Annotated in this window: 29 protein-coding genes and 1 riboswitch; of the genes, 10 read left to right on the top strand and 19 right to left on the bottom strand. The window is 33.4% G+C overall.

Going from position 1 to position 25,487, the window contains the following annotated elements; translation table 11 throughout:
* Position 1: 1 nt before the first annotated feature.
* Positions 2-4,495: a glutamate synthase large subunit gene (gene gltB / locus LQ622_RS13240; protein ID WP_239762936.1), complete on the bottom strand. Its 4,494-nt coding sequence runs from the start codon at positions 4,493-4,495 to the stop codon at positions 2-4.
* Between the two features lie 142 nt (positions 4,496-4,637).
* Here gltB and gltC point away from each other — a divergent pair, with 142 nt between their 5' ends.
* From gltC to LQ622_RS13260, 4 genes are all read left to right on the top strand, one after another.
* Positions 4,638-5,525, top strand: a complete 888-nt coding sequence (gltC, locus tag LQ622_RS13245) for a glutamate biosynthesis transcriptional regulator GltC (RefSeq protein WP_037589378.1) — start codon at positions 4,638-4,640, stop codon at positions 5,523-5,525.
* 16 nt (positions 5,526-5,541) lie between these two features.
* Positions 5,542-6,153: a DNA-3-methyladenine glycosylase gene (locus LQ622_RS13250; protein WP_239762939.1), complete on the top strand. Its 612-nt coding sequence runs from the start codon at positions 5,542-5,544 to the stop codon at positions 6,151-6,153.
* Between the two features lie 69 nt (positions 6,154-6,222).
* On the top strand, positions 6,223-7,338 hold the full coding sequence (locus LQ622_RS13255) for a YibE/F family protein (protein WP_239762942.1): 1,116 nt from the start codon (positions 6,223-6,225) through the stop codon (positions 7,336-7,338).
* Positions 7,338-8,096 (top strand): YibE/F family protein, encoded by a 759-nt coding sequence (locus tag LQ622_RS13260; protein ID WP_048540293.1) that lies wholly within the window; start codon positions 7,338-7,340, stop codon positions 8,094-8,096. The genes LQ622_RS13255 and LQ622_RS13260 overlap by 1 nt, the downstream gene beginning before the upstream one ends.
* 471 nt (positions 8,097-8,567) lie before the next feature.
* On the opposite strand, the gene LQ622_RS13265 is transcribed toward LQ622_RS13260, so the two are convergent.
* Positions 8,568-9,497, bottom strand: a complete 930-nt coding sequence (locus LQ622_RS13265) for a VOC family protein (protein ID WP_239762945.1) — start codon at positions 9,495-9,497, stop codon at positions 8,568-8,570.
* Positions 9,498-9,619: 122 nt separating this feature from the next.
* A complete protein-coding gene (locus tag LQ622_RS13270; protein ID WP_239762948.1) occupies positions 9,620-10,378 on the bottom strand; it encodes a nucleotidyltransferase domain-containing protein in 759 nt (252 codons plus the stop codon).
* Positions 10,379-10,506: 128 nt separating this feature from the next.
* On the opposite strand from LQ622_RS13270, the gene LQ622_RS13275 reads away from it, so the two are divergent.
* Positions 10,507-11,667, top strand: a complete 1,161-nt coding sequence (locus LQ622_RS13275; RefSeq protein WP_239762952.1) for an MFS transporter — start codon at positions 10,507-10,509, stop codon at positions 11,665-11,667.
* Between the two features lie 43 nt (positions 11,668-11,710).
* On the opposite strand, the gene LQ622_RS13280 is transcribed toward LQ622_RS13275, so the two are convergent.
* From LQ622_RS13280 to LQ622_RS13290, 3 genes are all read right to left on the bottom strand, one after another.
* A complete protein-coding gene (locus LQ622_RS13280; RefSeq protein ID WP_206166539.1) occupies positions 11,711-12,781 on the bottom strand; it encodes an NAD/NADP octopine/nopaline dehydrogenase family protein in 1,071 nt (356 codons plus the stop codon).
* A gap of 117 nt (positions 12,782-12,898) precedes the next feature.
* Entirely contained in the window at positions 12,899-14,104 is a 1,206-nt protein-coding gene (gene rocD / locus LQ622_RS13285) for an ornithine--oxo-acid transaminase (RefSeq protein ID WP_239775403.1), read from the bottom strand.
* A 136-nt stretch (positions 14,105-14,240) separates the two neighbouring features.
* Complete coding sequence (locus tag LQ622_RS13290) at positions 14,241-15,137, bottom strand: TIGR01777 family oxidoreductase (protein ID WP_107576834.1); 897 nt, start codon at positions 15,135-15,137, stop codon at positions 14,241-14,243.
* Between the two features lie 85 nt (positions 15,138-15,222).
* Here LQ622_RS13290 and LQ622_RS13295 point away from each other — a divergent pair, with 85 nt between their 5' ends.
* Entirely contained in the window at positions 15,223-15,675 is a 453-nt protein-coding gene (locus tag LQ622_RS13295) for a GNAT family N-acetyltransferase (RefSeq protein ID WP_037589389.1), read from the top strand.
* 12 nt (positions 15,676-15,687) lie between these two features.
* Here LQ622_RS13295 and LQ622_RS13300 read toward each other — a convergent pair whose 3' ends face one another.
* Both LQ622_RS13300 and LQ622_RS13305 read right to left on the bottom strand, forming a co-directional pair.
* Positions 15,688-16,002: a DMT family transporter gene (locus tag LQ622_RS13300; RefSeq protein WP_037589390.1), complete on the bottom strand. Its 315-nt coding sequence runs from the start codon at positions 16,000-16,002 to the stop codon at positions 15,688-15,690.
* Position 16,003: 1 nt separating this feature from the next.
* A complete protein-coding gene (locus LQ622_RS13305; RefSeq protein WP_025906137.1) occupies positions 16,004-16,327 on the bottom strand; it encodes a DMT family transporter in 324 nt (107 codons plus the stop codon).
* 48 nt (positions 16,328-16,375) lie between these two features.
* Positions 16,376-16,475: riboswitch (guanidine-I (ykkC/yxkD leader) on the bottom strand.
* Positions 16,476-16,604: 129 nt separating this feature from the next.
* Between LQ622_RS13305 and LQ622_RS13310 the strand changes: the two genes are divergently transcribed.
* Positions 16,605-16,949 carry a helix-turn-helix domain-containing protein gene (locus LQ622_RS13310; protein WP_224658833.1) on the top strand — a complete coding sequence of 115 codons (345 nt, stop codon included), beginning with the start codon at positions 16,605-16,607 and terminating at the stop codon, positions 16,947-16,949.
* Between the two features lie 50 nt (positions 16,950-16,999).
* On the opposite strand, the gene LQ622_RS13315 is transcribed toward LQ622_RS13310, so the two are convergent.
* Genes LQ622_RS13315 through LQ622_RS13325 form a run of 3 tightly spaced genes read right to left on the bottom strand, consistent with a single transcriptional unit; the run spans position 17,000 to position 18,664 of the window.
* Positions 17,000-17,791, bottom strand: coding sequence for a DUF4097 family beta strand repeat-containing protein (locus tag LQ622_RS13315; protein ID WP_239762957.1), 792 nt, complete (start codon positions 17,789-17,791; stop codon positions 17,000-17,002).
* Positions 17,788-18,348 (bottom strand): DUF1700 domain-containing protein, encoded by a 561-nt coding sequence (locus LQ622_RS13320; protein WP_232174547.1) that lies wholly within the window; start codon positions 18,346-18,348, stop codon positions 17,788-17,790. Before LQ622_RS13320 ends, LQ622_RS13315 begins: the two co-directional genes overlap by 4 nt.
* Positions 18,341-18,664 (bottom strand): PadR family transcriptional regulator, encoded by a 324-nt coding sequence (locus tag LQ622_RS13325; RefSeq protein ID WP_025906145.1) that lies wholly within the window; start codon positions 18,662-18,664, stop codon positions 18,341-18,343. Before LQ622_RS13325 ends, LQ622_RS13320 begins: the two co-directional genes overlap by 8 nt.
* 170 nt (positions 18,665-18,834) lie before the next feature.
* Here LQ622_RS13325 and LQ622_RS13330 point away from each other — a divergent pair, with 170 nt between their 5' ends.
* Positions 18,835-19,311 (top strand): SRPBCC family protein, encoded by a 477-nt coding sequence (locus LQ622_RS13330; RefSeq protein WP_239762960.1) that lies wholly within the window; start codon positions 18,835-18,837, stop codon positions 19,309-19,311.
* Positions 19,312-19,360: 49 nt separating this feature from the next.
* On the opposite strand, the gene LQ622_RS13335 is transcribed toward LQ622_RS13330, so the two are convergent.
* Together LQ622_RS13335 and LQ622_RS13340 are read right to left on the bottom strand one after the other, a co-directional pair.
* Positions 19,361-19,933: a helix-turn-helix domain-containing protein gene (locus tag LQ622_RS13335; protein ID WP_239762962.1), complete on the bottom strand. Its 573-nt coding sequence runs from the start codon at positions 19,931-19,933 to the stop codon at positions 19,361-19,363.
* 184 nt (positions 19,934-20,117) lie between these two features.
* Positions 20,118-20,300, bottom strand: coding sequence for a hypothetical protein (locus LQ622_RS13340; protein WP_126476332.1), 183 nt, complete (start codon positions 20,298-20,300; stop codon positions 20,118-20,120).
* 142 nt (positions 20,301-20,442) lie between these two features.
* Between LQ622_RS13340 and LQ622_RS13345 the strand changes: the two genes are divergently transcribed.
* On the top strand, positions 20,443-20,787 hold the full coding sequence (locus LQ622_RS13345) for a nuclear transport factor 2 family protein (RefSeq protein WP_239762965.1): 345 nt from the start codon (positions 20,443-20,445) through the stop codon (positions 20,785-20,787).
* 403 nt (positions 20,788-21,190) lie between these two features.
* On the opposite strand, the gene LQ622_RS13350 is transcribed toward LQ622_RS13345, so the two are convergent.
* A complete protein-coding gene (locus LQ622_RS13350; protein ID WP_037589397.1) occupies positions 21,191-21,550 on the bottom strand; it encodes a hypothetical protein in 360 nt (119 codons plus the stop codon).
* A gap of 106 nt (positions 21,551-21,656) precedes the next feature.
* Complete coding sequence (locus LQ622_RS13355; RefSeq protein WP_037589398.1) at positions 21,657-22,619, bottom strand: VOC family protein; 963 nt, start codon at positions 22,617-22,619, stop codon at positions 21,657-21,659.
* Positions 22,620-22,655: 36 nt separating this feature from the next.
* Here LQ622_RS13355 and LQ622_RS13360 point away from each other — a divergent pair, with 36 nt between their 5' ends.
* Positions 22,656-23,237 (top strand): alpha/beta hydrolase, encoded by a 582-nt coding sequence (locus LQ622_RS13360; RefSeq protein WP_239775405.1) that lies wholly within the window; start codon positions 22,656-22,658, stop codon positions 23,235-23,237.
* 49 nt (positions 23,238-23,286) lie between these two features.
* Here the strand turns inward: LQ622_RS13360 and LQ622_RS13365 are convergent, their stop codons facing one another.
* The 4 genes from LQ622_RS13365 to LQ622_RS13380 all read right to left on the bottom strand — a co-directional run bounded on the left by LQ622_RS13365 (position 23,287) and on the right by LQ622_RS13380 (position 25,229).
* Entirely contained in the window at positions 23,287-23,706 is a 420-nt protein-coding gene (locus tag LQ622_RS13365) for a hypothetical protein (protein WP_239762973.1), read from the bottom strand.
* A gap of 6 nt (positions 23,707-23,712) precedes the next feature.
* Positions 23,713-24,069 carry a hypothetical protein gene (locus tag LQ622_RS13370; RefSeq protein ID WP_239762976.1) on the bottom strand — a complete coding sequence of 119 codons (357 nt, stop codon included), beginning with the start codon at positions 24,067-24,069 and terminating at the stop codon, positions 23,713-23,715.
* Positions 24,070-24,259: 190 nt separating this feature from the next.
* The gene (locus LQ622_RS13375) at positions 24,260-24,580 is read right to left on the bottom strand and encodes an antibiotic biosynthesis monooxygenase family protein (protein WP_037589416.1); all 321 of its coding nucleotides are present in this window, start codon (positions 24,578-24,580) and stop codon (positions 24,260-24,262) included.
* A 127-nt stretch (positions 24,581-24,707) separates the two neighbouring features.
* Positions 24,708-25,229, bottom strand: a complete 522-nt coding sequence (locus LQ622_RS13380) for a hypothetical protein (protein WP_204189003.1) — start codon at positions 25,227-25,229, stop codon at positions 24,708-24,710.
* Between the last annotated feature and the right edge of the window lie 258 nt (positions 25,230-25,487).

Consider the following 25,487-nt stretch of genomic DNA (forward strand, 5'->3'; position numbering starts at 1 on the left):
CTTAATATACCGAAGCCAGTTCTTCTTCATCACCAATAGATTTTCGATCATCAAAGAATGCATTTAACAGTGCATCTTCTTCGTTTTCTAATTTGTGTAGTGAAATCTTCTGCATCATAAGTTTGTAGTCTTTCGGAATCACTTTAACCACTTTGTCTACAATTGTGTCAAATGACGCTAGCACTGCTTGTGCTTTTTTACTATTTGTATATCGAACATGTTCTTCTAACATGTGTCTTAAATTCGCAATTTCATCTGAATCTTTTAATGTTTCAAACTCTAAAGTGTCAAGTTCATTATCTTTTTTGAATGCTTCAACATCTGTTGGCAATGCGTAACATACACCACCACTCATACCTTGACCGAAGTTACGTCCTACATCACCTAAGATGACGACACGTCCACCAGTCATGTATTCTAATCCGTGGTCGCCGACACCTTCAACAACGACGTTAACGCCACTATTTCTTACACAGAAACGTTCACCAGCTCTACCGTTAATATAAGATGTTCCACTTGTCGCACCGTAGAAACAAACATTACCGACGATAATATTGTCTTCTCTATCTTCGTTAGGTGCGTTTAAGATTAATTTACCTCCGGATAAACCTTTACCAAAGTAATCGTTAGCATCACCCGTATGATGTAACGTCATACCTTTAGGCGTGAATGCACCATAACTTTGTCCAGCATGTTTAAACGTCTTAACACTAATTGTATCTTCTGGTAAACCAGTTTCACCGTGCACTTCTGTAATATAACTACCTGTAATAACACCAACATCTCTTTCAGTATTTCGAACGTTATAACTACCAACAAATTTTTCACCATGATCAATTGATGCTTTTGCATCTTCATATAATTTCGTTAAGTCGAATCCGACATCAAGGTGATGATTTTGATTCATAGAGCGGTATCTTTCACCTTCATTTACAAATAAAAGTGCCTCTAAATCAAGTTCTCTCGCTTTAGGATGAGAGTAATATCTGTTTGATACTGATAACAAGTCCGTTCTACCTACAAGTTCATCCATTGTTTTTAAGCCTAATGAAGCTAAAATCTCTCTTATTTCCTCGGCAATAAAATACATGAAGTTTACGATGTGATCTGCTTTACCTGTATATAATTTTCGTAAGTCGCCATTTTGAGTTGCAATACCAACTGGGCATGTATCTTTATGACATACTCTCATCATAATACAGCCAAGCACGACTAATGGTGCGGTCGCAAACGCAAACTCTTCTGCACCTAACGCACAAGCGAGCGCAACGTCACGACCAGTCATTAATTTACCGTCAGTTTCTAACGTTACACGTGAACGAAGACCGTTTAACATAAGTGTTTGATGTGTTTCAGATAAACCAATCTCCCACGGTAACCCAGCATGTTGAATACTCGTCTTAGGTGATGCACCTGTACCGCCATCATATCCACTGATGACAATTTTGTCGGCAAAAGCTTTTGCAACACCTGCTGCAATTGTACCTACGCCAGATTTAGAAACGAGCTTAACACTGATGTCTGCTTTTCTATTTGCATTCTTCAAGTCATGAATCAGTTGTGCTAAGTCCTCAATAGAATATATATCATGGTGAGGTGGTGGTGAAATTAATCCCACCCCCGGTGTTGAACCACGTACTTCAGCTACCCACGGATAAACTTTTGTACCAGGTAATTGTCCACCTTCACCAGGTTTAGCACCTTGTGCGACTTTAATTTGAATTTCTTTAGCATGTTGTAAGTAATCGCTCGTTACACCAAAGCGACCTGATGCGACTTGTTTAATAGCACTCATATAATTAGTGCCATCCGGCTTAATAATAAAGCGTTCTGGATTTTCTCCACCTTCACCGCTATTACTACGTCCACCAATTCTATTCATTGCTTCTGCTAAAGTTTGATGCGCTTCTTGAGAAATAGAACCGAAGCTCATTGCACCTGTCTTAAAGCGTTTCACAATTTGGTCAGCAGATTCTACGTCTTTTAAATCAATTGTGCGATCTGATTTAAAATCAAGTAAGTTTCTTAAGTGACTCATACGTTCACTATCTGCAGCTTCAGAATACTCTTTAAACATTTCAAAATTATTATCTCTACATGCATGTTGTAATAAATGAATTGTTTTAGGGTTGAATGCATGATATTCACCTTGTTGACGCCATTGGAAAGTACTACCTGAATTTAAATATTTAATCTGTTCAGATTGTCTCGCTTTATTCTCTTTATCAATCGTATCAATTGATATACCAGAAAGTTTAGACGGAGTACCTGTAAAGTATTGATCGATAACATCTTTACCTAAGCCAATTGCTTCAAAGATTTGTGCACCTTGATAACTTTGAACAGTTGAAATACCCATTTTAGCCATTACTTTAATGACACCAGCTGATAACGTTTGACTAAACGTATCAATATTTTGTTCAACTGTACCTTCAAGACGTCCCGCAGCAGTTAAGTCTTCAATCGTATAATGTGCTAAGTATGGCACAACAGCATTGGCACCATAACCTATTAATGTAGCTAAATGATGCACTTCACGACACTCACCAGAATATGCCACAATACTTGTGTCTAAACGTTGACCCGTTCTTATCAAGTGTTGATGAATGTGACTAACCGCTAATAATATCGGCATTGCAAACGCCGCTTCTAAATCTTCAACAGACTCATCTTCTAAGACAATAATCTCAGCACCATTTTTAACGGCTTTTGAAACTGTTTGCCCTAAGTCATCTAGAGCTTCTTTAAGTGAACCTGTGTAAGTCGTCGGAATCACCGCAACATTAAATTCACTTTCTTGAATTTGCTCAAGTTGCGCTTTCGATAATACTGGATGATTTAATTGAATTCTTCTCGTGTTATCTTGATGTGGTTGTAACAAGTTACCTTCTTTACCTAAGTAAACCAATTCACTTGTAACGATTTTTTCTCTATATGAATCAATTGGCGGGTTCGTTACTTGAGCAAAATGTTGTTTAAAGTAGTTAAACAATGATTCTGGTCTCGTACTCAACACGGCAACTGGCGTATCAAAGCCCATCGCACCAATTGGATCTTTCTTCTCACTCACAAGTTCTGACATATATTTATTAATTTCTTCTTTTGTATATCCGAAACGACGTTGTAATTGGAATAATTTTTCTTCTTCAACATGTGAAGGTGTCGCCACTGTATCATTTACGTTTAACGCTTTATGACTTACCCACTCATCATAAGGATATTCACTTGCGATACGTTGTTTTAATTCATCATTTTCGATAACTTTATTCTCTTTAAAATCCACTAATAAAAGTTTACCTGGGTTGAGTTGCCCTTTATAAACAACATGTTCTTCTTCAACGTCAATAACGCCTACTTCTGAAGAAAATATAATTTCATTTGAATCTGTAATTGTGTAACGACCAGGTCTTAAACCATTACGGTCTGTTAATGCGCCAAGTTTATCTCCATCACAGAAACTAATCATTGTCGGACCGTCCCAAGGTTCCATTAAATAACTGTAATATTCATAGAATGCTCTAATTTTAGGATCTTGTGTTTCGTTATATAACCACGGTTCAGGAATCAATAACATTGCTGCTTGTTCTGGAGGAATGCTTAAACTTAAGAACTCTAGTGCATTATCAACGATTGATGAGTCACTTCCTGATTCATCTAGCACTGTTCCAATCTTATCTTTTACATCACCAAAAATCGTTTCAATTAATCTATCTTGTCTTGCACGCATCCAGTTAACATTACCTTTAATCGTGTTAATTTCACCATTATGCATCAATAATCTATTAGGATGCGCTCTTTTCCAACTTGGAAATGTATTCGTACTAAATCTCGAATGTACAGAACCAAATTTAGAAACATAATCTTCATCTAACAAATCAATATATAAACCTTTAATTTGGTCTGAACGCAACCAGCCTTTATATACGATTGTACGTCTAGATAAACTTGCAAAGTATAAATCTAAATCTTGTTCATCGCCATATCTTTCAATTTGTTTACGCGCAATGAATAACGAACGATCAAAGTGTTCACTTGAATGATTTTCAACAAACACTTGTTGAATACAAGGCATTGTCGCTTCAACATGTTCTGCCAATACTGATGTATCTAATGGAACATCTCTGTATCCAATAACTTTTAATCCTTCTTCTTCAAAGTACGCATTAAACTTCTTTTCATGTTCACTGCCAGCTATTTTTTCATCAGTGAAGAACATACCTACTGCGTAATGTTCTTCTTCAGGTAAATTTAATTTTAATTTTTGTTTAAAATAGAGGTGAGGGACTTCTGTCATAATACCAGCACCATCACCAGTAATTCCGTCAGCTCCAACTCCACCTCTATGATCTAGCCTACAAAGCATTTCAATTGATTTTAGTACAATTTCATGTGACCTTTTGTTGTCCATATTGGCGTAAAAGCCAATCCCGCAAGCATCATGCTCGTCCATCGAATCATATAGGCCAAGTTGTCTTCTATCTTTCTTAAATGACATACGACATCACCTCAACAATAAATTTCAGAATCTTCAATAATTGATAGTCTATATCATACTTTACAAGGACTTATCTTAACAATATATAAAATAGATGAAATATATCTAAAAATTAGATAATATAAATAATGAGGTGTTGAATATGGAGATAAAACAATTAATTTATTTTAGAGAAGTTGCTTTAAGAGAGCATATTTCAGAGGCTGCGCTCGAGCTAGAGATTGCCCAATCTGCGGTCAGTAGACAAATCGCGAATTTAGAAAAAGAATTAAACACGACGTTATTTTTAAGAGAAGGCAGAAATGTAAAATTAACGGACAGTGGCGAACTCTTACTTACACAGACAAATAGAATTTTAAACTTAATAGAAGAAACGAAAGATTTATTTATACACCAAGAACATTCAGATAGACGTTCTATTAAACTCGCTTATACAGAAAGTTATGTATCACAAGCTTTACCGGCTATTATTAAGACTTACGAGCGAGATTTCAAAATAGAAGTTAGACCTATGATGATGACACCCTTAGAAATTGAAGAAGGCTTATTATCTCACCAAATAGATGTCGCGTTATGCGAACTTACACCGAAACTTACAAACAATAAACATACTATTAAACATACACTATTCGAAGAAACATATAATTTATACGTTCATAATAACAACGATTTATCAATGAACCCTAAACCGCCTTTATCACAATTGAGCCAGCAATACATTTACCATTTCAACACATTACCTGATCAAATATCACAATTAATACGTAAACATGCATCACAGAAGACTTACCCGATTTCAAATTTTGCGTTATTACGACAAACATTACTTTCTGAAAAAGGCGTACTCATCGTGCCAGATTATTTAAGTAATGGTATTGAAAATGAACAACTCACAAAAATCCCGTTAACACATACCGAACTTAAAAGAACGATTAACATTGTTTATCAAGACAATAATCAAAACAGTAAATTGAAGACTTTTATTGAACATACACGTTCTTTATTGCAAAGACAAGCAACGTATCATTAAGGAGGATATTTTCAAAATGGATTTTATCAATAGAACGACTGAAGAAATTGCTGCCGACTTACTTGGCGTCAAAATCATTCACGAAACAGACGATATCGTATATACAGGTTATATCGTTGAAACGGAAGCTTATGTTGGTAAACACGATCAAGCTGCTCATTCGTTCAATGGCAGAAATACTAAAAGCGTGAAATCTTTGTATTGCGAGGGTGGAACGATCTATGCACATTCTATGCACAAACAACTACTGATTAACTTTGTTACGCAAGTTGAAGGTGAACCTCAAGGTGTCTTAATTAGAGCGATAGAACCTGAACATGGTATTGAACAAATGTCTCTGAACCGTAACGGCAAAACAGGTATAGAATTAACTAATGGACCTGGCAAATTCACGCAAGCGATGCAAATATCTAAAGCATTAGATGGCACTAAACTTAATGCCAATTGCTTAAAAATTGATACAACAAATAGAAGATACCCTAAACAAATCGAACGATCAGCAAGAATCGGCGTACCAAATAAAGGCATCTGGACTGATAAACCTTTACGTTTCACAGTAGCAGGACATCCGTATGTCTCAAAAGCTAGAAAACGCGATTCACTACCTTGTGCTGAAACATGGAAATAATTGAAGTACACCTCTTATGTACGTATACTATAGTATGTTCAAATCAAAGAAAAATGATGGTGGCAAAACATGAATGACAAAATCAAACAACAATTAACGAAACCATTTAATGTTGCGATACTCATATTTATTGCATGCGTTATAATAGCCTATATTTTCACCCAACATAATGCGCAATATTACAAAACACCAATTGGTCAGATTACGGATATTACACATCAATCTTCACAAACAACGATTGACCAAAATAAAAATAAAGATACGTTACATAAAGAACAAATCCATTTAGAGATTCAGAACGGTCAGCATAAAGGAGACCGAATTACGATCCCTCATAAATACACGGATTCTTTAACGGATTCTGAGAAATACCATGTAAACGACCAAGTCCTCTTATCCTATAAAGGTAAAGAAGACACCACTATTATAAAAGGCTTAAAACGAGATGGCGCTGTCACATTAATGACTGGTTTATTCTTATTAACTTTACTTATCGTCGGTAGAAAATCAGGACTATATTCCATTATTTCACTTATTATTAATGTCACAGTTCTACTATTGATGATTGATTATTTCATGAAACATAATAATCATCACTTCTTTATATTAATGACGGCAACAGTTATATTCTCAACGATCGTATCCTTATTGCTCGTTAGTGGCTTTAAGCGGAGAACTTTTGTTGCGATAATTTCAACTTTATTAGGTACATTTTTAAGTATTGGTATCGCTCAACTTGTCATGTTGTTTACGAATGGTGACGGTGTTAAATATGAAACGATGAGTTTCTTAACGATTCAACCGACACAAATATTCCTAGCGTCTGTGCTCATAGGTTCACTTGGTGCGGTTATGGATGTTGCTATTACGTTAACAAGTTCCTTATATGAGATTAAAGCACAACATCCCGAAATTTCATTGAAACAATTGCGTCAATCTGGCACAAACATTGGTAAAGATATTATGGGTACAATGACGAATATCTTATTCTTCGCTTATTTATCTGGTAGCATTCCGATGATTATTCTTTACTTTAAAAATAGCAATACAATCACGTATACCTTATCCATGAATTGGTCATTAGAAATTACAAGAGCACTAATGGGCGGCATTGGTATTGTGATTACGATACCTATCACAATATTTGTTGCAATGATGTTCATGCAAAGAGAGGAGGCTAAATAATGACGACATTTATTTTAGCCAGTATATTACTCATTCTTATGATCATCGTTGGTGGTAAGAAAGGATTTAGATCGTTTGTAACGTTATTTTTAAACTTGCTGACGTTGTTTATTGCGTTATTACTCATCATTTATAAAGCGCCTATATTCATCGTATTAATCATCTTCTGTTTAATTATTACGTGTATTAACTTGTTCTATATTAATGCTTATAATACTAAGACAGTTGCTGCCTTTTTCGCGACCATTATATCTACGCTTATCTTAATAGGATTAATCTATTTCATTGTAGATATTTCAATGTTGCAAGGGTTCACTGAAGAAGAACAAGATGAAACGTATATATTTTCAATGAATGTAGGTATAAATTATGCCGAACTCATGGTATTTACAGTTGTATTAGCCGTAATCGCAGCTGTGATTGATTTAACAATATCCATTAGTTCTCCAATGTACGAACTATATGAAGCACATCCAAAAATATCATTGCAACAACTATTCAAGTCTGGCTTAACAATAGGAAGAGACATCCTATCAACAACAACTAATACAATTTACTTCGCCTATATAGGCGGACAAATCACGTTATTTTTCTGGTTTGGTAAATTAAATTACACCTTTGGCGAAATAATCAATGCTAAAATATTTGCAGCTGAAATCATAACCATTTTATTAGGCGGTATCGCTGTAAGTATCGCCATCCCAATCACCTCATTTATCACAGTGAGATTAATAAAAAAACAGCAACATAAAATATAGAAGAAAGCACCTTTTGACTCGGTCAAAAGGTGCTTTTGTTTGTATATATGAAGGGCTAACGATCTTGTTTGTGTTTCTTGAACGTTAGAATTTCTAACGATCTTGTTTTTCATTCTTGAGCGTTAGCGCCTAGTTTTCTCTCATTTTTTTAATTTTTTTGTCCGCTAACGATCTTGTTTGTGTTTTTTGAGCGTTAGAATTTCTAACGATCTTGTTTTTCATTCTTGAGCGTTAGAGCCTAGTTTTCTCTCATTTTTTTAATTTTTTTGTCCGCTAACGATCTTGTTTGTGTTTCTTGAGCGTTAGAATTTCTAACGATCTTGTTTTTCACTCTTGAACGTTAGCGCCAGGTTTTCTCTCATTTTTTTAATTTTTTTGTCCGCTAACGATCTTGTCTGTGTTTCTTGAGCGTTAGAATTTCTAACGATCTTGTCTGTGTTTCTTGAGCGTTAGAAACCCTATATTCTACTATTAAATAGGTTCTAAATTACTTTCAATTTCTGCTCTTCTTGATTCTAAAAATCCTGGTAAGTCTAGCTGTTGTCCAAGTTCCGACACATCATCATATGGCATACCTGGTCCTTCTGTCGCAAATTCAATCAATATATGTGAATGTCTATAATATAAGCTTTTAAAGAAATCTCTATCCACTATTCCAGAATGTACAACGCCTTTTTCATCTAATAATTCTTTCACTTTATTTAATTCTTCTTCGTCTGCTACGGATAATGCAAGATGGTGAATACTTCCTTTACCAGGTCTTTCTCTTTCACCTTCTACTTCTTTCAATATAATATCGCTATACAATCCTTCAAAATCAATCGTATATAATAATTCACTTTCAGAATCTACTAACTCAAAATGCAAATCATTTTCCAGGAAATTTTTCATTTCTGAAACATCATCAATTTTAAATTCTACAGGACCCATACCCATAATTTGATGTTCTTCTGGTACATCTGTGTATCTATTATGACGCCAACTTTGCGGCACCTTACGTTCACCATTAGGTAATAATACCATTTCCAATCCTTCGTGATCTCTAAAATGTAAAGCTGTCATACCGTTATAAATACCAATAGCGTCATGATCAACATCAAGCTTTTCAAAACGATCTTTCCAATAATTTAAGCTTTCTTCACTTGGTACTAACAATCCAATTCTTGAAATCGAGTTCGTACCTTTATAAGTTTGTCCCATCGGTTTAAGTTCGAAAAATGTTAAAGAAGTACCAGGCGAACCAACCTCATCACCATAGAACAAATGATACATAGAAGGGTCATCTTGATTCACTGTTTTTAAATATAAACGTAGCCCTAATTTTTCTACATAAAATTCTTTATTTAACTTAGCATCTTTCGTAAGCATCGAAATATGGTGGTGCCCTAAAATTTCTATCATAATCGTACCTCCCATTAATTTAACTACATTATACGCGCATCAGATTCATCATTACAAAAATTATACTCACATGTAAATATAAAGACACCAGTCATAGTGACGTCACTATGACTGGTGTCTAGTTATGCATATTTTTTATATAAATAGTCGTATATTTTTTCGAATCCTTCAACCCAATATTCCTCAACCATGTCTTTAATATAGTCTTGGTATAGATTCATATATTGAGTAACCGCTTCTCTATGCTTTATAGAATTATTACAATCATTTATATGATTTAACTTTGAATAAATATCAGCAGGCAGATGATGTGCAGCTTTTTTACCTAGTACTGCTTTCTCAGGATAATATTTATATAACAATACTTTAATTGCATGATTAAGTGCATTATCAATCATTTGAGTCGTCCATAAATATTGCCCTCTTCCAACTATATGATCATATTGAAAGATAAACCAACAACTATCTAATGCTGAATCTATGAATACCTCTTCAGTTATACTTAAATCTTTTTTATCATATTCCTTCAATCTACCGTTAGGGTCATATATCACTTTTATATCATCTGTTTGAGGATAATCATGTTCATGAACAATATAACAATCTATATGTAACATATCTTCAAATACACCAACGATTTGAGGGCATATAATTTCCACTAATTCTTTATATAACAGCGGTTGATATTGCTCTAGTGCATCTACAATACTGTCATATACTTCTTCAACTTGTACCTCGCGTTCTAACATGACATAAATATCTAAATCAGAATAGGCATCATTTTCCCCTCTAGCAATAGACCCCTTTAAAAATATTGATAAAACTCCATTTACCTTTTTCAAAGCCGGTACAATTTTCTTTAAAGCTATTTCGTATCTCATATTCCCACCCCTTACTTAAAAATTCAGATTATTATAATATATCACAATTACAATTGAATAATATATGCATATTTTTCGAAAAATGATTTTTTTAGCGTTATGATTATTGTTGTAGGGAGAGATACAATATGACAAGTGAACAGAAAAAGAGATCTATTTCATTATTATTAGCAGGATTCATCATTTTTTCTAGCCTTTATGTTACGCAACCAATATTTAATGGGCTAAGTCAATATTTTAACGTGTCGCTATCTGATATCAGTTTAACTTTATCCGTTTCTACTTTTATGCTTGGTATTGGTTTAATTTTAGTGCCTATGCTCAACAATATTGAGAAGAAACGTATGATGTCTATTTCTGTATTACTTGTAAGTGTATTATCTATCATCAGTGTTTTCGTCACGAACTTCCATATATTTCTCATCATTCGTGGTCTGATGGGATTAGCTTTAAGTGGTGTGCCTTCTATCGCAATGGCATATATAGCTGATGAAGTACATAAAGATAGAGTCAGTAAAGTAATGGGTTTATATGTAGCAGGAACGACATTTGGGGGTATGTCTGGTCGTGTAGTTGTTGGTATTCTAACAGACATCGCAAATTGGCAAGTTGCGATCGCATCGCTCAGCATCCTTAATTTAATACTCGCAATATTAATGGTTATTTTATTACCAACTTCAACAGTTCAAACACCACAATGGGTATCACCGAAACAACATTTCATTAAATATGGAAAACTATTAAAGAACTCAGCCGTTTTAAAAACGATGTCACTAGCATTCTTATTAATGGGTACCTTTGTCACAATATACAGTTATATAACGGTACGTTTCGAACATCCACCATTTTCACTTAGTGAGTCTACGATTGCCTTTATATTTATTTTATATTTAATAGGTACGTATAGCTCCATTAACTTTGGAAAACTCAGTTATAAACTTGGTATAAAAAAAGCATATGCAATCGCCATAACAATCATGATTGTAGGTATTATTCTTACATTCATAACATACTTACCACTTGATATATTAGGAATCGCCGCAATGACATTCGGATTCTTTGGCGCACATTCCATTCAAAGCAGTTATATCGCCACATTAACCGAATCAAGCAAATCACACGCCTCAACTTTATATTTATTAGGTTATTATGTAGGATCAAGTTTATTAACCATATTAGGCGGATACGTATTCGTACAATACGCATGGATAGGTATCGGTATCTTAACACTCTTATTAACAGTAATAGCAGCAATAATTAGTAGATCATTATTTAAAAATGTCGCTTAATATATCGAAAAACGCTTAGCTCGCGAATGAGCTAAGCGTTTTTTTATTCCAATCCTAATTTCTCTAATCCTAATGATTCTACTGTTAAACCTTCTGTATAGAAATCTCGCTCTAATATTGTTGATGCGATTACGATTATGGCATCTATGTTTGGTGTTGGTACACCGATTACTTTTCCTAAGCTTGACCAGAGTACTAAACCATATGCGATATCTTCTGTTAAGTATCTATTTTCTACTTCGTTTGGTCCGTTGATTTGTGAAAATACTGGACTTGTATTGAATAATTTATTAAGTGGTTCGTCTTCATCATCATTTGATAGGTAACCGCGTTCTATTCGTGCACCTTTTGCTGTATTAAGTTCGAAACCTAATTTTCTACCTAGTGACAATCTTTCCAATTCGACTGCATGCAATAACTTTACAGTATGAGTTGTAATGCCTTCTTTATATAAGGCAAATTCATCTGCATAGTCTATTCTACCTACGTTTAATAATGTTGGACCCGGATGTACTTCTGGATTCCCGTTTTCTAAGTTTGTCTTCCAAAGACTTTCTTCTTTAACGATATACGGATATAGTTCTTTAATCGTTTTAAAGCTTTCTGTTAAATAGCTTTTATCATATGTTGAGAAGTGTACTTTCTGAACGTTAAGAGATAAATTCACTTCTGCTTTATCATAATCTACACGTGTCCCGTACGTTAATGTATTCAATTCAGCAAACTTCGGCATTGTTTCAATATGTTGTTTCTCTAACACATTGATAAACCTAATAGATCCCATAGCTGCTGCGATATTGAATAAGATCAATTGATCATTATTAATAAGAGGCGCCATCGTTTTCGCATAATGTTCGATGAATGATGAAGGGATAATCATTTGTATCACTTCTGCATCTTTTAATACATACGACATGTCATCACTTATGTCAGTAAACTTAACAAACGTCTTGTCACCTTCATTTATAAAATCAAAGCCACCTCGTTCAAAAGCTTTATCAAATTTATGAATAGATTGATTACGACAATATAATTTTACTTCATGCCCTTTAGATATCATGTCTAGAGCAGCGGTTACGGCACCATTACCTGAACCTACTATTGCTATTTTCATATTATCCTTCCCTTCATTGAAAAATTAGTATATATAAATATATACCCAGGAAATTTTAACATAAAAGAAAAGTGAGTAAGACATCGATTTATGCCTTACTCACTATTTATAAAAATTCTATGATTGATATTGTTTTGATTTTTCTTCTATTGTTTGTGTAATGACATTAACAATAGTATCAATGTCTTGTTCTTCAATAACGAGTGGTGGTGCTAAACGTATAATATTGCCTTTTGTTTCTTTACATAAGACACCTTGTTCATTAATACTTGATACGATTGATTGTGCTTGCTCATTAAGTTCAATACCGATAAACAACCCACGTCCTCTCACTTCTTTTATAATTGGACTATCTATTTTTTTCAAACCATTTAATAATTTTTCACCAAGTTGTTGCGAACGTTCAGGAAGCGACTCATCTATAAGTACATCCAAAGCTGCAATTGAAACAGCACATGCTAATGGATTTCCGCCAAATGTTGAACCATGTGTACCTGGCGTCAATACTTGCATGACATCATCATTCGCTACGACTGCAGAAATAGGATAGAGACCGCCGCCTAAAGCTTTCCCTAATAAATAAATATCAGGTTCAACGCCTTCCCATTCCATCGCAAACATCTTACCTGTTCGACCTAATCCTACTTGAATTTCGTCTGCAATCAACAGAATCTGATGTTGCTCACACAAAGCTTTAACATCTTTAATGAAATTTTCAGGAGGGATATGAACGCCACCTTCTCCTTGTATAGGTTCTAAGATGATCGCTGTTGTATTGGGTGTGATAAGAGAAGCAATTTCTTCAGCATTGCCAAATTCACTGTATTTAATATTGCCTGCTAGTACACCAAAGCCTTCTTTATAACTATCGTTTGATGATAAGGATAGCGAACCAATTGTTCGGCCATGAAAATTACCTTCCATCGCAATAATTTCAGCATCAAGCGCATTAATACCTTTGATATCTTGACCCCATTTCGTTGCTACTTTGATGGCAGTCTCTACCGCTTCAGTTCCAGTATTCATAGGTAATACTTTATTTTTATTGGCTAACTTACAAATCTTCTCTTCCCAAATGCCTAAATTATCACTATACAAAGCTCTAGAAGTCATTGTAATCTTTTTACTTTGATCTAAAAATGCTTGAATAATTTTAGGATGACCATGCCCTTGGTTTAGAACCGAAAATCCAGAAACACAATCAATATATGTATTACCATCTGAATCTTTAACATGTGCACCTTTACCTTCAGTCAAAACAATATCTAATGGACTATAATTATTCGGGCTATACTTTTCTGTTAATGCGATAAACTGATTCATTGAGTACCCACCTTTATAATAAATATACTATAATTCGGATTAATATTCATAATCATACATTTGTTTTGTATATAAGTCAAAAGAAAAAAGCGACCGAGACACTACATTATGTCCCAGCCACTTCTTTAATTAGTATTTATTTTAATAAATGACTAATGGCATCATCTATATATGGATACTCAAATTCAAAGTTCTGTTCTTGCAACTTTTTAGGGAATACTTTTTGTACATCTAGAATAACGGTAGACTGCTCTCCCAATAACAAGCGCAATGCAAATTTAGGTACTGGCAATAGGTGTGGTCTATGAATCGCTTTCCCAATAGATTTGCCCAATTCATCTTGTTGGACTGGATGAGGACTACATAAGTTATAAACACCTTTAAATTGTTCATTTTGAATGAGCGTAGTGATACCTTTTACTAAATCATCAATATGAATCCAACTCATCCATTGCTTACCTGAACCAAGTGGACCGCCAACAAAGAATTGATACGGTTTAACCATTGTAGGTAGCGCACCACCCTCACTGGATAATATAACACCAAATCGACCTATAACGACTCTCGTTCCTAATTTATCAAATAGCCATGCTGTTTGTTCCCATCTTTCTACGACAGTCGATAGAAAGTCATGTGACAGAAACTGATCATACTCATCGTAAGATACCACTTTAGACGGCGGGTAGTATCCAACTGCACTTGCATTAAATAATACTTTTGGTGCATAATTTTGCTTTTCAAAATAATCGTATAGTCGCTTAGTCGATTCAATACGACTCTTCATAATGGCTTCTTTATGCTCTGGTGTCCAACGGTTGTTGAGACTAGCACCAGCCAGGTTTATCACGATATCAATTTGAGGTAAATACTCTTCCCAACCATCCTCAGACCAATTAATATAATGCACAAATGGTTCATCTGACGTTCTATCACTTCTTGTTAATATATAAATTTCACTATCTGTATTTAAGTAATGTGCAACTAAAGCTGATCCAACTAAACCCGTTCCACCTGTCATTAATATTTTTTTCATTTTATCCCCACTTTAATTTAAGTTGTTGTAAAAAATCATCTATAATAATATATACCCATTTATATAGATATTAAGGAGGTTAAATATGTTTATTAGACAAGCAACCATTTCAGATTTAAGTGAATTAGTCGAATTACGCAAAGCGCAATTAATTGATGAAGGTTCTAACCCAACACCCAATATAGATGTTGAACTAGAACAATTTTTCACGGACATGTTAACGAACAAATCGCTTTATCAATTATTAGCCATTGTTGATGATAAAATTATCGCAAGTGGTGCGATTATCTATTACCCATTTCCACCATCATTCACAAACCCTTCAGGTGAAAGAGCATACGTCACTAATATTTATACACACCCAGATTTTAGAGGCCGAGGCATCGCCCAAAAAATCATTACTGAACTCATTCAAGATGTTGAATCAAGAAATATCAAAAAAATCTTCCTCGCCGCTTCTACTTTAGGTAAACCAGTTTACAAAAAGCTTGGTTTCAAAGAAGTCAATGAATGGATGGAAATCAACTATGATTTATAAGCTATTAAATAGTTAACTGATTAACTTCAAACCTATCGTGCTTGCTAGAATAATGCCGATAAATAATATACGTTTAAATTCTTTAGACTCCCCGTAGAATATAATACCTAATAACGCACCGCCGACAGCACCGATACCAGTCCATATTGCATAGCTCGTGCTCATAGGTATTGTATTCATTGCGATGGATAAACAAATAAAGCTTAATACAAAGAATAACCCTAGTCCTAATAACGATGGGATATTATTACGTTTTGCATAAATGTTCATAAATAATACACCTAACATTTCAAATAAACCTGCCAAAATCAATACAATCCATGCCATGTTATGCACCCTCCTCTTCACGTGTTACAAGTTTCAATCCAATGACACCTATAATTAACGTCACGATTAAAATAACTTTTCCGATAACAACAGGTTCACCAAATAATGCGAAATCTACAATGGTTACGCCGGTTGCACCTAATCCAACATATACAGCATACGAAGTGCCTACTGGTAAATATTTAGATGCATTAATTAATAAATAGAAACTTACGACAATCGCGATAACTGTCAGAATCCATTCAAATGTATTATTTGCATGTGTTAAGCCGACTACCCAACCAACTTCAAATATTGCGCCAATGATAATTTTTATCCAGTTCATTTATATTTTCCTCCTTAAATTAAAAAGCCCGGGAAACTTATTTAATAAGTCTCCCAGGCTTTTATCCCTCCGTGTCACAAGTATCAACTTGCGGCTTTCTCTCGGTCCAGACTAACCACTCAGTTACGGAACCCTAGAAAGCTTTTATTCGATTAGTTCGAATTATAGCAAATGAATTTTTGTTGGTCAATAAAGTATCATTCGTATCTGAAAATTACAAATCACAACTTAAATCAGATATAATAGAATTAATAGATCATCATTTGAAGTGATTGAGGTGAAAGCATTGAATCAAACAGGATATCGAATTAAACAAAGAAGAGAAGAACTCGGATTTAGCACGTATAAATTAGCTAAACTGATTAACGTCAATCAGTCGACCATTTCCAGATATGAAACAGGTCAAACATCTAAATTAACACCATCAGTAGTTGAAAAATTATCAATCGCACTGTCTACAACACCCGCTTATATTATGGGCTGGGTAAACGTACCAGAAGCATACGAAGATGAAGAAGATTCACAAATTATTAATGATGCCATTCAATTATTACGTGGTTTAAACAAAGAGAAAAAAAGACAAGCACTAGCATATATACAAGAAATATCTCAAAAATCATAAAGTTTAAATTAAATAAAACGCTAACGAGTCGACTCGTTAGCGTTTTATTATTAATCTATTTGAACAGAGCCAACATCACTTCTAATTTTGACTAAGTTATCTCCTGAACCTACTTTTTTATTCTTTAATTCAGTGCGGTTAATTTGTGTATTTCCTACATCTTGTTCGATATCTAGTAACGTATTTTTTAACGTTTTATTATAAACCAATGTCACAGACCCTGTATCCGTTTCAATGTCTAATGGTGTATCAGCTGGTGCATCATTTAATCTAACGGTACCTGTATCACTTTGAATTTTACCATTCTTAAAGTTTGTCTTATTAGTTAAAATTTTTCCTGTATCTGAATATGCTTCAAAATTCCCTAAATCCGAATCATCAATGTTTATCATGCCCGTATCTACAACTAATGAAGTGTTATCCGCTTTAATATCACGTATATTCAGTTTACCTGTGTCAGTCGTTACATCTAGTTGCTCAAGATTTTTAGGTACTGTAATTTCAATTTCATTATATGCATTCTTAAAGAAATTAAAATTAATCATCAAATTTTGTTCTTTTAAATTGACGTTTAATGTTTCGTCTTTTACTTTAGAAGTTATATCAAATTCATCTTTATTCCCTACAGATGTCACTTTAAATTGATCGCCTTTTTTGATTGTTACAGCAGCATCACTTGCATTAACATTTATATGTTTAATGTCTTCTTGATAAGTCTTATTTAAGATCGTTTCTTGTTTCGTATTATCTGCTTCTTTTTTCCCGACAGCAAATGTCAATGTACCAAATACGATAAATAGAATAAGTCCTACACTAAACAATATCCATAATAATTTCTTCATGATTTAGCACTCCCTTTCACGATAGAAATATTCCAACGTAAATATTTAACCGTTAATTGATATGACCATTTTGTTAATAAATAAGTGACCACAAACAGCACGAGTCCTAAACCAAAGCTGGCTAACACAATATATACATCTAATTGATGCACTGCATCAAAGCCATTATAAACACCCTTTACAATCAACATCGCTGGCGTAACGAGTAAAGATAGTGTTGTCGCCATAAAACCAAATAGCACCGAAATCATAATGACAAAAGGAATCAAAATAACAAAGAAATTCAATAAACCTAGTCCCATTACAGATATAATCGCTTGCCACACGTTACCTACTTTATGATGAGATTCTGCTCTATCTATCGCTAAAGTTGCATTTATTTCCTTGGCAATATCTCTCGGATGTCCGAGTTCTTTAGCAATATTCTCTTCTGTTTGTCCATCTTCAACACCACTTATAAAGTGCGTTTCATATTCAGCTAGAATATCTTGTTTATCTTCCTCAGATATATTCTTTAAATACTTATTTAACAAATTTAAGTATTCTTTCTTACTCATTACTTTCACTCTCCTCTAAAAACAAATTCACCGCATCTGTGAAACTTTGCCATTCTTTTAACAACTGCTCTAATCGCTCATTACCTGAATCTGTGATCTTATAATACTTTCTAGCTGGTCCTTCAGTAGATGGCTCATAATATGTTGTTAAATATGCTTCTTTTACGAGACGTCTTAACAAAGGATAAACCGTTCCTTCAGAAATCGTGATTCTAGGTGTGATTTTTTGAATTAATGAATAACCGTATTGATCTTCGCCTTTAATAATAAGCAATACAATAAATTCGAGTGCGCCTTTTTTAAATTGTATGTTCATATTTTTTCCTCCACTTAACCCAGTACTATACAATGTATAATAGCTCTTGATGAAAATATAACACACACTATTATACATTGCAAGGTACTAAATTATACTATGCTATAAATTTTTTATATTTAGCTAACTTATTGGTATATTAAGTACAACTAACAATAAGGGGGATTAGAATGAACGTAAATTACAGAACTGACGAAACGCACGCTCATCAAACGATTGATGTATCCATACATTCTCATAAGTCACATGTATTCAAACTTTTAGGAACGACTGAAGGCATTAAACAGTGGTTTCCTGAATTATCTTTTGAAGAAGAACGAGCAGGTAGTCAATTAATCTTCGACCTCGGTAATAGTGAATATGAATATGCGAAGATTACAGACTATCATCCAAACGATCATATTGGATATGACTGGGACCAAGGTCATGTAGATTTTTCATTAGAAGAAAATGGGGACACTGTGACGTTAACATTTAAAGAATCATTACCATTCACTTTTGAAACCATTGCGAATGATTTTACAGGTTGGTATTTTCAAATACAAAGTGTAAAAAAATTAGCCGAATCAGGACAACCATTATCGAAAGAAGCATTTGATTTTAAATCAAAGACCGACGAAATAGAACAAACTTTAAACTTAAATTAGTAAAAAAGCCAAACCACATGAGTAACATGTGATTTGGCTTTTTTATTGATCAATCTATTAATTTCATTCCATAATAAGCAACTATAAATGCGATAAGTGCAAATATAATTGGCGTTACAATGGCAACGACTCTATCTTTAAATTTATCTTTCCTTGTTCTTTCACGAATTGTTTTTACATCTTTACCATTCATATAATCCATAATTTGACTATATGCTTTAATATTATGGACTTCTTTAAATTTATCTACTTTATAAGCAAAGTACATACCGATTAACCAAAGAACAAAAGGTACAAATAATCCATACATGCCCATTAACATCATACTCGGTATAAGTAGAATAGCAGCAAGTCCCATAAAGATCATCATTAACCAAGTCCACTTATCAAATACTTTTCTATCCATTTCTCTTTTCATCATGTTTACATCTCCTTTTACTAAATGATCTAAGGAGACATCAAATATATTACTTAGTAGCAATAAAGATTCAATATCGGGGTAACTCTTACCCCTTTCCCAATTAGAAATAGACTGCCTACTCACAAAGACTTTTTCAGCTAGATCTTCTTGAGATAAGTTATATTCTTTTCTTAAATGAATAATTTGCTTACTTAAATTCATATCGATGTCCTCCTTGTCATCACCTTAATAAAAGATTCAAAAACAGTGTATCAAACATCGTTGTCATTGCATTAAAAATCCAGAAAAAACTTTGCCAAAGATATTTTGCATCGTTGATATGAAGGGATTTATAAAAAGAAGCTTACACTTTGAAAAACTGTGTAAGCTTCTTTAACATCATGTGTTATCTACTATTCATGGAGCTTTGAATACCTTCTATAAATCCAGCAATAAAATCTGATAATGCATGCATAAATATTCCAAATACAACCATAAAAAATAAGCTCTTAGCATTAACAGGAACTTTCTTCTTATACATATACAGACCAACTATTAATGCAGCGATTAATGTGATGATAAATTGCATGTTGATTGCCCCTTTCACATAACGATAATGTTAATATTTGTAATTATTATAAAATATTGTAACAATTTTGACAATATTTCGCCTCCAAATTGTTATTTTACACGCGCGTTGTTATAATTTATCTAAAATGAGGTGAACTTCATTGTCTAATTCGTCAGTTGCAGAAAGTTTTTCTAAAGGACATTTTGATAAATGTAATGCTTATTTAGATCAAGATATTGAATGGCATATTGTTGGCGATACAGTATTGAAAGGTTATGAAGAAGTTGCAAATTATTGCACCCAAGTCGCACATTATTTTGAAACCGTAACAACGCAATTTGAAATTCACGATACGATTAAAAGTGACCACCAAATTGTCGTTATAGGTACTGGTTATTTTTATAAAGAAGGTATTCAAATAAACAAGATAGATGCATGTGACATATACACATTTAGAGAAGATAAAATTATAAAAATACAGTCATATTGTATAGAGAATAAATAAATATTTCTCAGTCTTCGTGCGATATACCCTGATTTTATGCCCTTGCGCACGATATCTCAAAGTCTTCGTGCGATATGCCCTGATTTTATGCCTTAGCGCACGATATCTCGAAGTCTTCGTGCGTTTCACCCTGATTTTGTACCCTCGCGCACGATATCTCGAAGTCTTCGTGCGATATACCCTGATTTTATGCCTTAGCGCACGATATCTCTCAGTCTTCGTGCGTTTCACCTTGATTTTGTACCCTTGCGCACGATATCTCAAAGTCTTCGTGCGATATACCCTGATTTTATGCCTTAGCGCACGATATCTCTCAGTCTTCGTGCGCCTACACTTGATTTATTCCACAAAAAGAACCAGCAAAGATTCACAAATCGCTTGTGATTTTTGCTGGTTTTATTATTCACTCATAATATTCTTTCAACATATTTAAATACTTTTTCTTTCTTCTTGGTGAAACATGAAACTTAAATTGACCTTCGTTTTCTGTTAATTCATAGTTTGTTAATCTTGTTATTTGAAACAATTTCTCTTTCGAAATATTATGCTTCTTAATTATTTCATTAAGTTCTTTATCTAAGTTTTTTGACATAGTATTAAAGATAAATACCCATTGTGGTATCACTACTATACTAAATTTTAATACTGTTGATTTTGTGTTTGGCTCATCCCACAGTATGATCACTAGCAATAACCATGGAATAAGAATGCAAAGGAAAACTTGAAATGGTTTTTCTACAAAAATTTTAGTGAATATGTCCATAAATATCAACCCTCAAATATAATTTTCAATGTTAATTATATTATATGGTTATACATATCATATTTCAAACACTTCTAATATTAATGATTCCTTATTTTGCTCAATTCTATTTTTGTAATTGCTTTTCTATATATCCGCGCTTCTCTTCTAAATGTTCTGGTAAGTATAACGGGATGTCTTGAAATGCTTTGTCTTCAAAGGTAATTTCTTTCATATTAAGCTTTAAAGTCGCAACTTCAAATAGCAGTTGATTCGGATCTCTATAGTAAATGGATTTAAAGAATCCTCGATTTTTAATTGGTGAATGGACCATATTTAATTTATCTAAAGCTGTTTCAATTTCTTGCAATTCACTTTCGTCTTCAGCTGAAATAGCAACGTGATGTATTCCACCAAATCCTTGATCTTCAAGTGGATTAAATGTGTCATAAATAAAATGTATTTCATGATACATATCTTGATTACGATTATGCAAAATCTCTACATTTAAATCTGTATCAAAGAATGTCTGCTGACCTGCTGATGTCCAATTATATAATGATTGGAAATGTTCTATACTTGCTTTAGGATATCTGACACGTGCATGTATAGAATCTAGACCAAGTATTTGATACTCTACTGGCACGGTACTTTGTTCATCTGTATTAAATTGATGGACATCTTCTTGATCAGAAATAACGATTAAACCGAGTGGCGTATTATCCGGTCCTTCAAAGCGAATTAGACTGCGGTCAGTGTAAACTTCAATGCCGTAATGGCATACTTCATATTCATCAAACCGTGCTTCCCAATATTTCAACGATTCTACAGAAGGCACTTTAAAAAGTAATCGATCAAATGCATTAGCACCAAACTGATTATCTTTACCTTCTTTCATTTCAAAAAGTGTCACTTCTGTACCTGGTCGCCCATATTTATCCGCAAAGAAAACATGATACATTTCATAGTTCTCTTGATTAACAGTCTTCATTAGTAAATTAAGACCTAATATATTACGATAAAAATTGAATGATTCTTCTGCATCATGATTTATAATAGATACATGATGTATAATCGAATTGTGATTCATAAACAACAGCCCTTTCACATTTATGGAGGAGATAAAATGGAATATTTCTTACAAGAAAATCCCAATAACAATACTTTAATTGTACTTTTTCATGGAACAGGTGGCAATCAATACCAACTTCTTCCTTTTTCAAGTATATTAAACCCTGAAGCTAACATTTTAGGCTTACAAGGTAGTGTTGGCCAAGGACAAGAAAGACGTTTCTTTGCAGCGCTTCAGAACAACACATTAGACCGACATGACTTCGAGCAACAAACCAAATCTTTTATAGATTTTTGGAATACATTTATCAAAGAACACGATTATGAAAAAGTCATATTTTTAGGTTATTCAAACGGTGCGAATTTCATATTAGGATTACTGGAACAACACCTTATTAAAGTTGACCAAATCTTATTGCTGCACCCATCAGACCTCGACTATCATATTACGGAAACTTATAAAGAAACATCCGTCATTATCACGACAGGTTCAAATGATTATTTAACAATACCCGGTAAAGTAAAAGCACTATCAGAACAACTCAAACCATTATTTAAAAACGTTCAATTCGAACTACTCGACGGCGCCCACGAACTAGAAGAACCAGAAATTGAACATATTAAAACAATCCTCTAAACCAAAAGTTTAGAGGATTGTCTATTCTTTATATATAATTCAACAAATTTCACTGAATATATTCTCTTAAATATTTCCCATACAGTCCGACTTCTCCATTCGCCAATACGTGACTGTAATGTTTTAAGACAACCCTCTTCGTTTCCCAGCCTTCTTGAGCGTAAAATGCTTCCCCTTCTTTACTTGTAAAGAAAGCATCAAATGGGTCATCTTCAGTCTTTCCACCTACGTGATCATTTTCTCCAACAATCCATGTTAACGGGAATGATCCTTTTACATGTTGTGACTTTTCAATATGAGTGGCAATCCCTTCTTTCTTTGGAGAACCTCCTCCTCCAAACATTATTGCACCACCAGATTGAACATTTAGTTCTGGTAATTTATCCAGCACCCAATATGCTGTTGTTTCTGCACCACCTGAAAAGCTACCTATCCATAATTTTTCATGATTTGGTAAAGAAGCAATCAATTCAACTCAATATTCCACATTGGCTTCTCCATTCTTCCACCACTGCTCTTCATCGTTAACAGACTTCGGCACAACTAAAGTTAACTCTTTTTCTTTAGCAACTTGACGGATGCCATCTTTCCCAGCTAAATAGACTTCTGAATCAGGATGATGAAACTCATAAGCACCATCACCATGTAACCACACTAATATTCCCTTAGCGTTCTTAACAGGATAAATTAAATATTCACCTTCTGTTCCATTTTTTGAAGTGAAATTCCGAATATCATGATCACTATCAGTTCTATTTGATATAAACAACATCACACAGACCACAACTACGATAAATATACATAATAATACTAGTAACTTTTTAATCGCCACTCCCTCCTAATAAACGTTTCAAATTATAACTTAGGAATGTATTTGTATATACTTAAGTTCTCTTTTATTATACAAAAATTCCCAGTAAAAAGGATGACTTCTACAAAAAAATCACGAGTGACTAAAGGTACATCCACCTAAAATCACTCGTGATTTTTATTTTATAAAGCTCATTAAAATAACTTACTTATTAATCTACAAGTTCGTATTTTTTAATTTGCTTTTCGATTTTTGAAACTTTCGCTTCTTCGTTTTCTTTCTTTTCTTTACTCATGTTTTTATGTTCTTCAACATGAGAAGGTCTAGAAATCCAAGCTTGAAAATCTTTCTTATCATTCCATTTAGAAACAATCGCGTATTCTAACTTGCTTCCCGTTTCAGACTTCCAAACTTGTGCATCAATAAAGCCCTCAAAGCCTTCAAAATCTTGTTTAGCATGACTAGCTTTATTATCTAATATAGCCTTAGATGCCTCATCTTTAGTAGAAAAAATTGCTTGTGCAACAAACATTCATAACGCCTCCTTGTCTATATATTCCAATATATCAAAAATAAAAATTACAAACATATGAAACGCTTAAATGAATTAATGAATGAATAACTTCAAATATGATATTCGTTTATCATTCTAGTTATTGCTATTTACTAGATAAAATATACTTATTTACAATAGCATCACTTATCCATAAAATATTTGTGACTGCTATTACTTTCTGATCTTTTTTTTCAGTGTATAGTATACCTTCTTTATCTTCACTATCTAAATTAAAATATTCTATTTTATCCATTTCCCAAGTTGCTAAATGTCTCTCAAACTTAAGTTTGTAATTTTCCTCTAAATTTTTAATATACTCTGGCTTTTTACCATTACTATCTTTAAATAATCCTAAATCTAATGTTTCTTTTTCATCAGCTATTATTACATGATTATTTAAAGCATTATTTTCATCAAATACATAAAGATAATAGGCTTCATTCGGCATGTTTTCTATTGTATTTTCTACAAGAAATTTTGATACTTTGTAACCGTTTATTCTATTTTCTTTATAGGTTATCTGCGGAACATATAACGCTGCATAGCCATCATAATGTGTTAATCGCGTTTTATAATCGCTAAAAGCTTCATTAAATTTCCTCTTTAATCCTCTAGTTTTCCCCATACTTTTAACTCCTTATATAATAAGTTTTAACTTCAATTTTTTAACATTTTATTTGGATATCCTAGGTGTTCCTAGATAATTACCCTATAAGAAAATTCGAATTACAACTTTATCTTTTTTATTTAACCCCTTTTTATGAGGATCACTAAGTTAGTAAAAACACTACTTATACACCCCTCAAATTACAACCACCTATAGTATATTGTGTCTTCATTATCACTTACATTCTAAACGACTCTATAATATATTAATCAAAAA

The sequence above is a fragment of the Mammaliicoccus sp. N-M50 genome (assembly GCF_022386995.1).
In the GTDB taxonomy this organism is placed as follows: Bacteria; Bacillota; Bacilli; order Staphylococcales; family Staphylococcaceae; genus Mammaliicoccus; species Mammaliicoccus sciuri_A.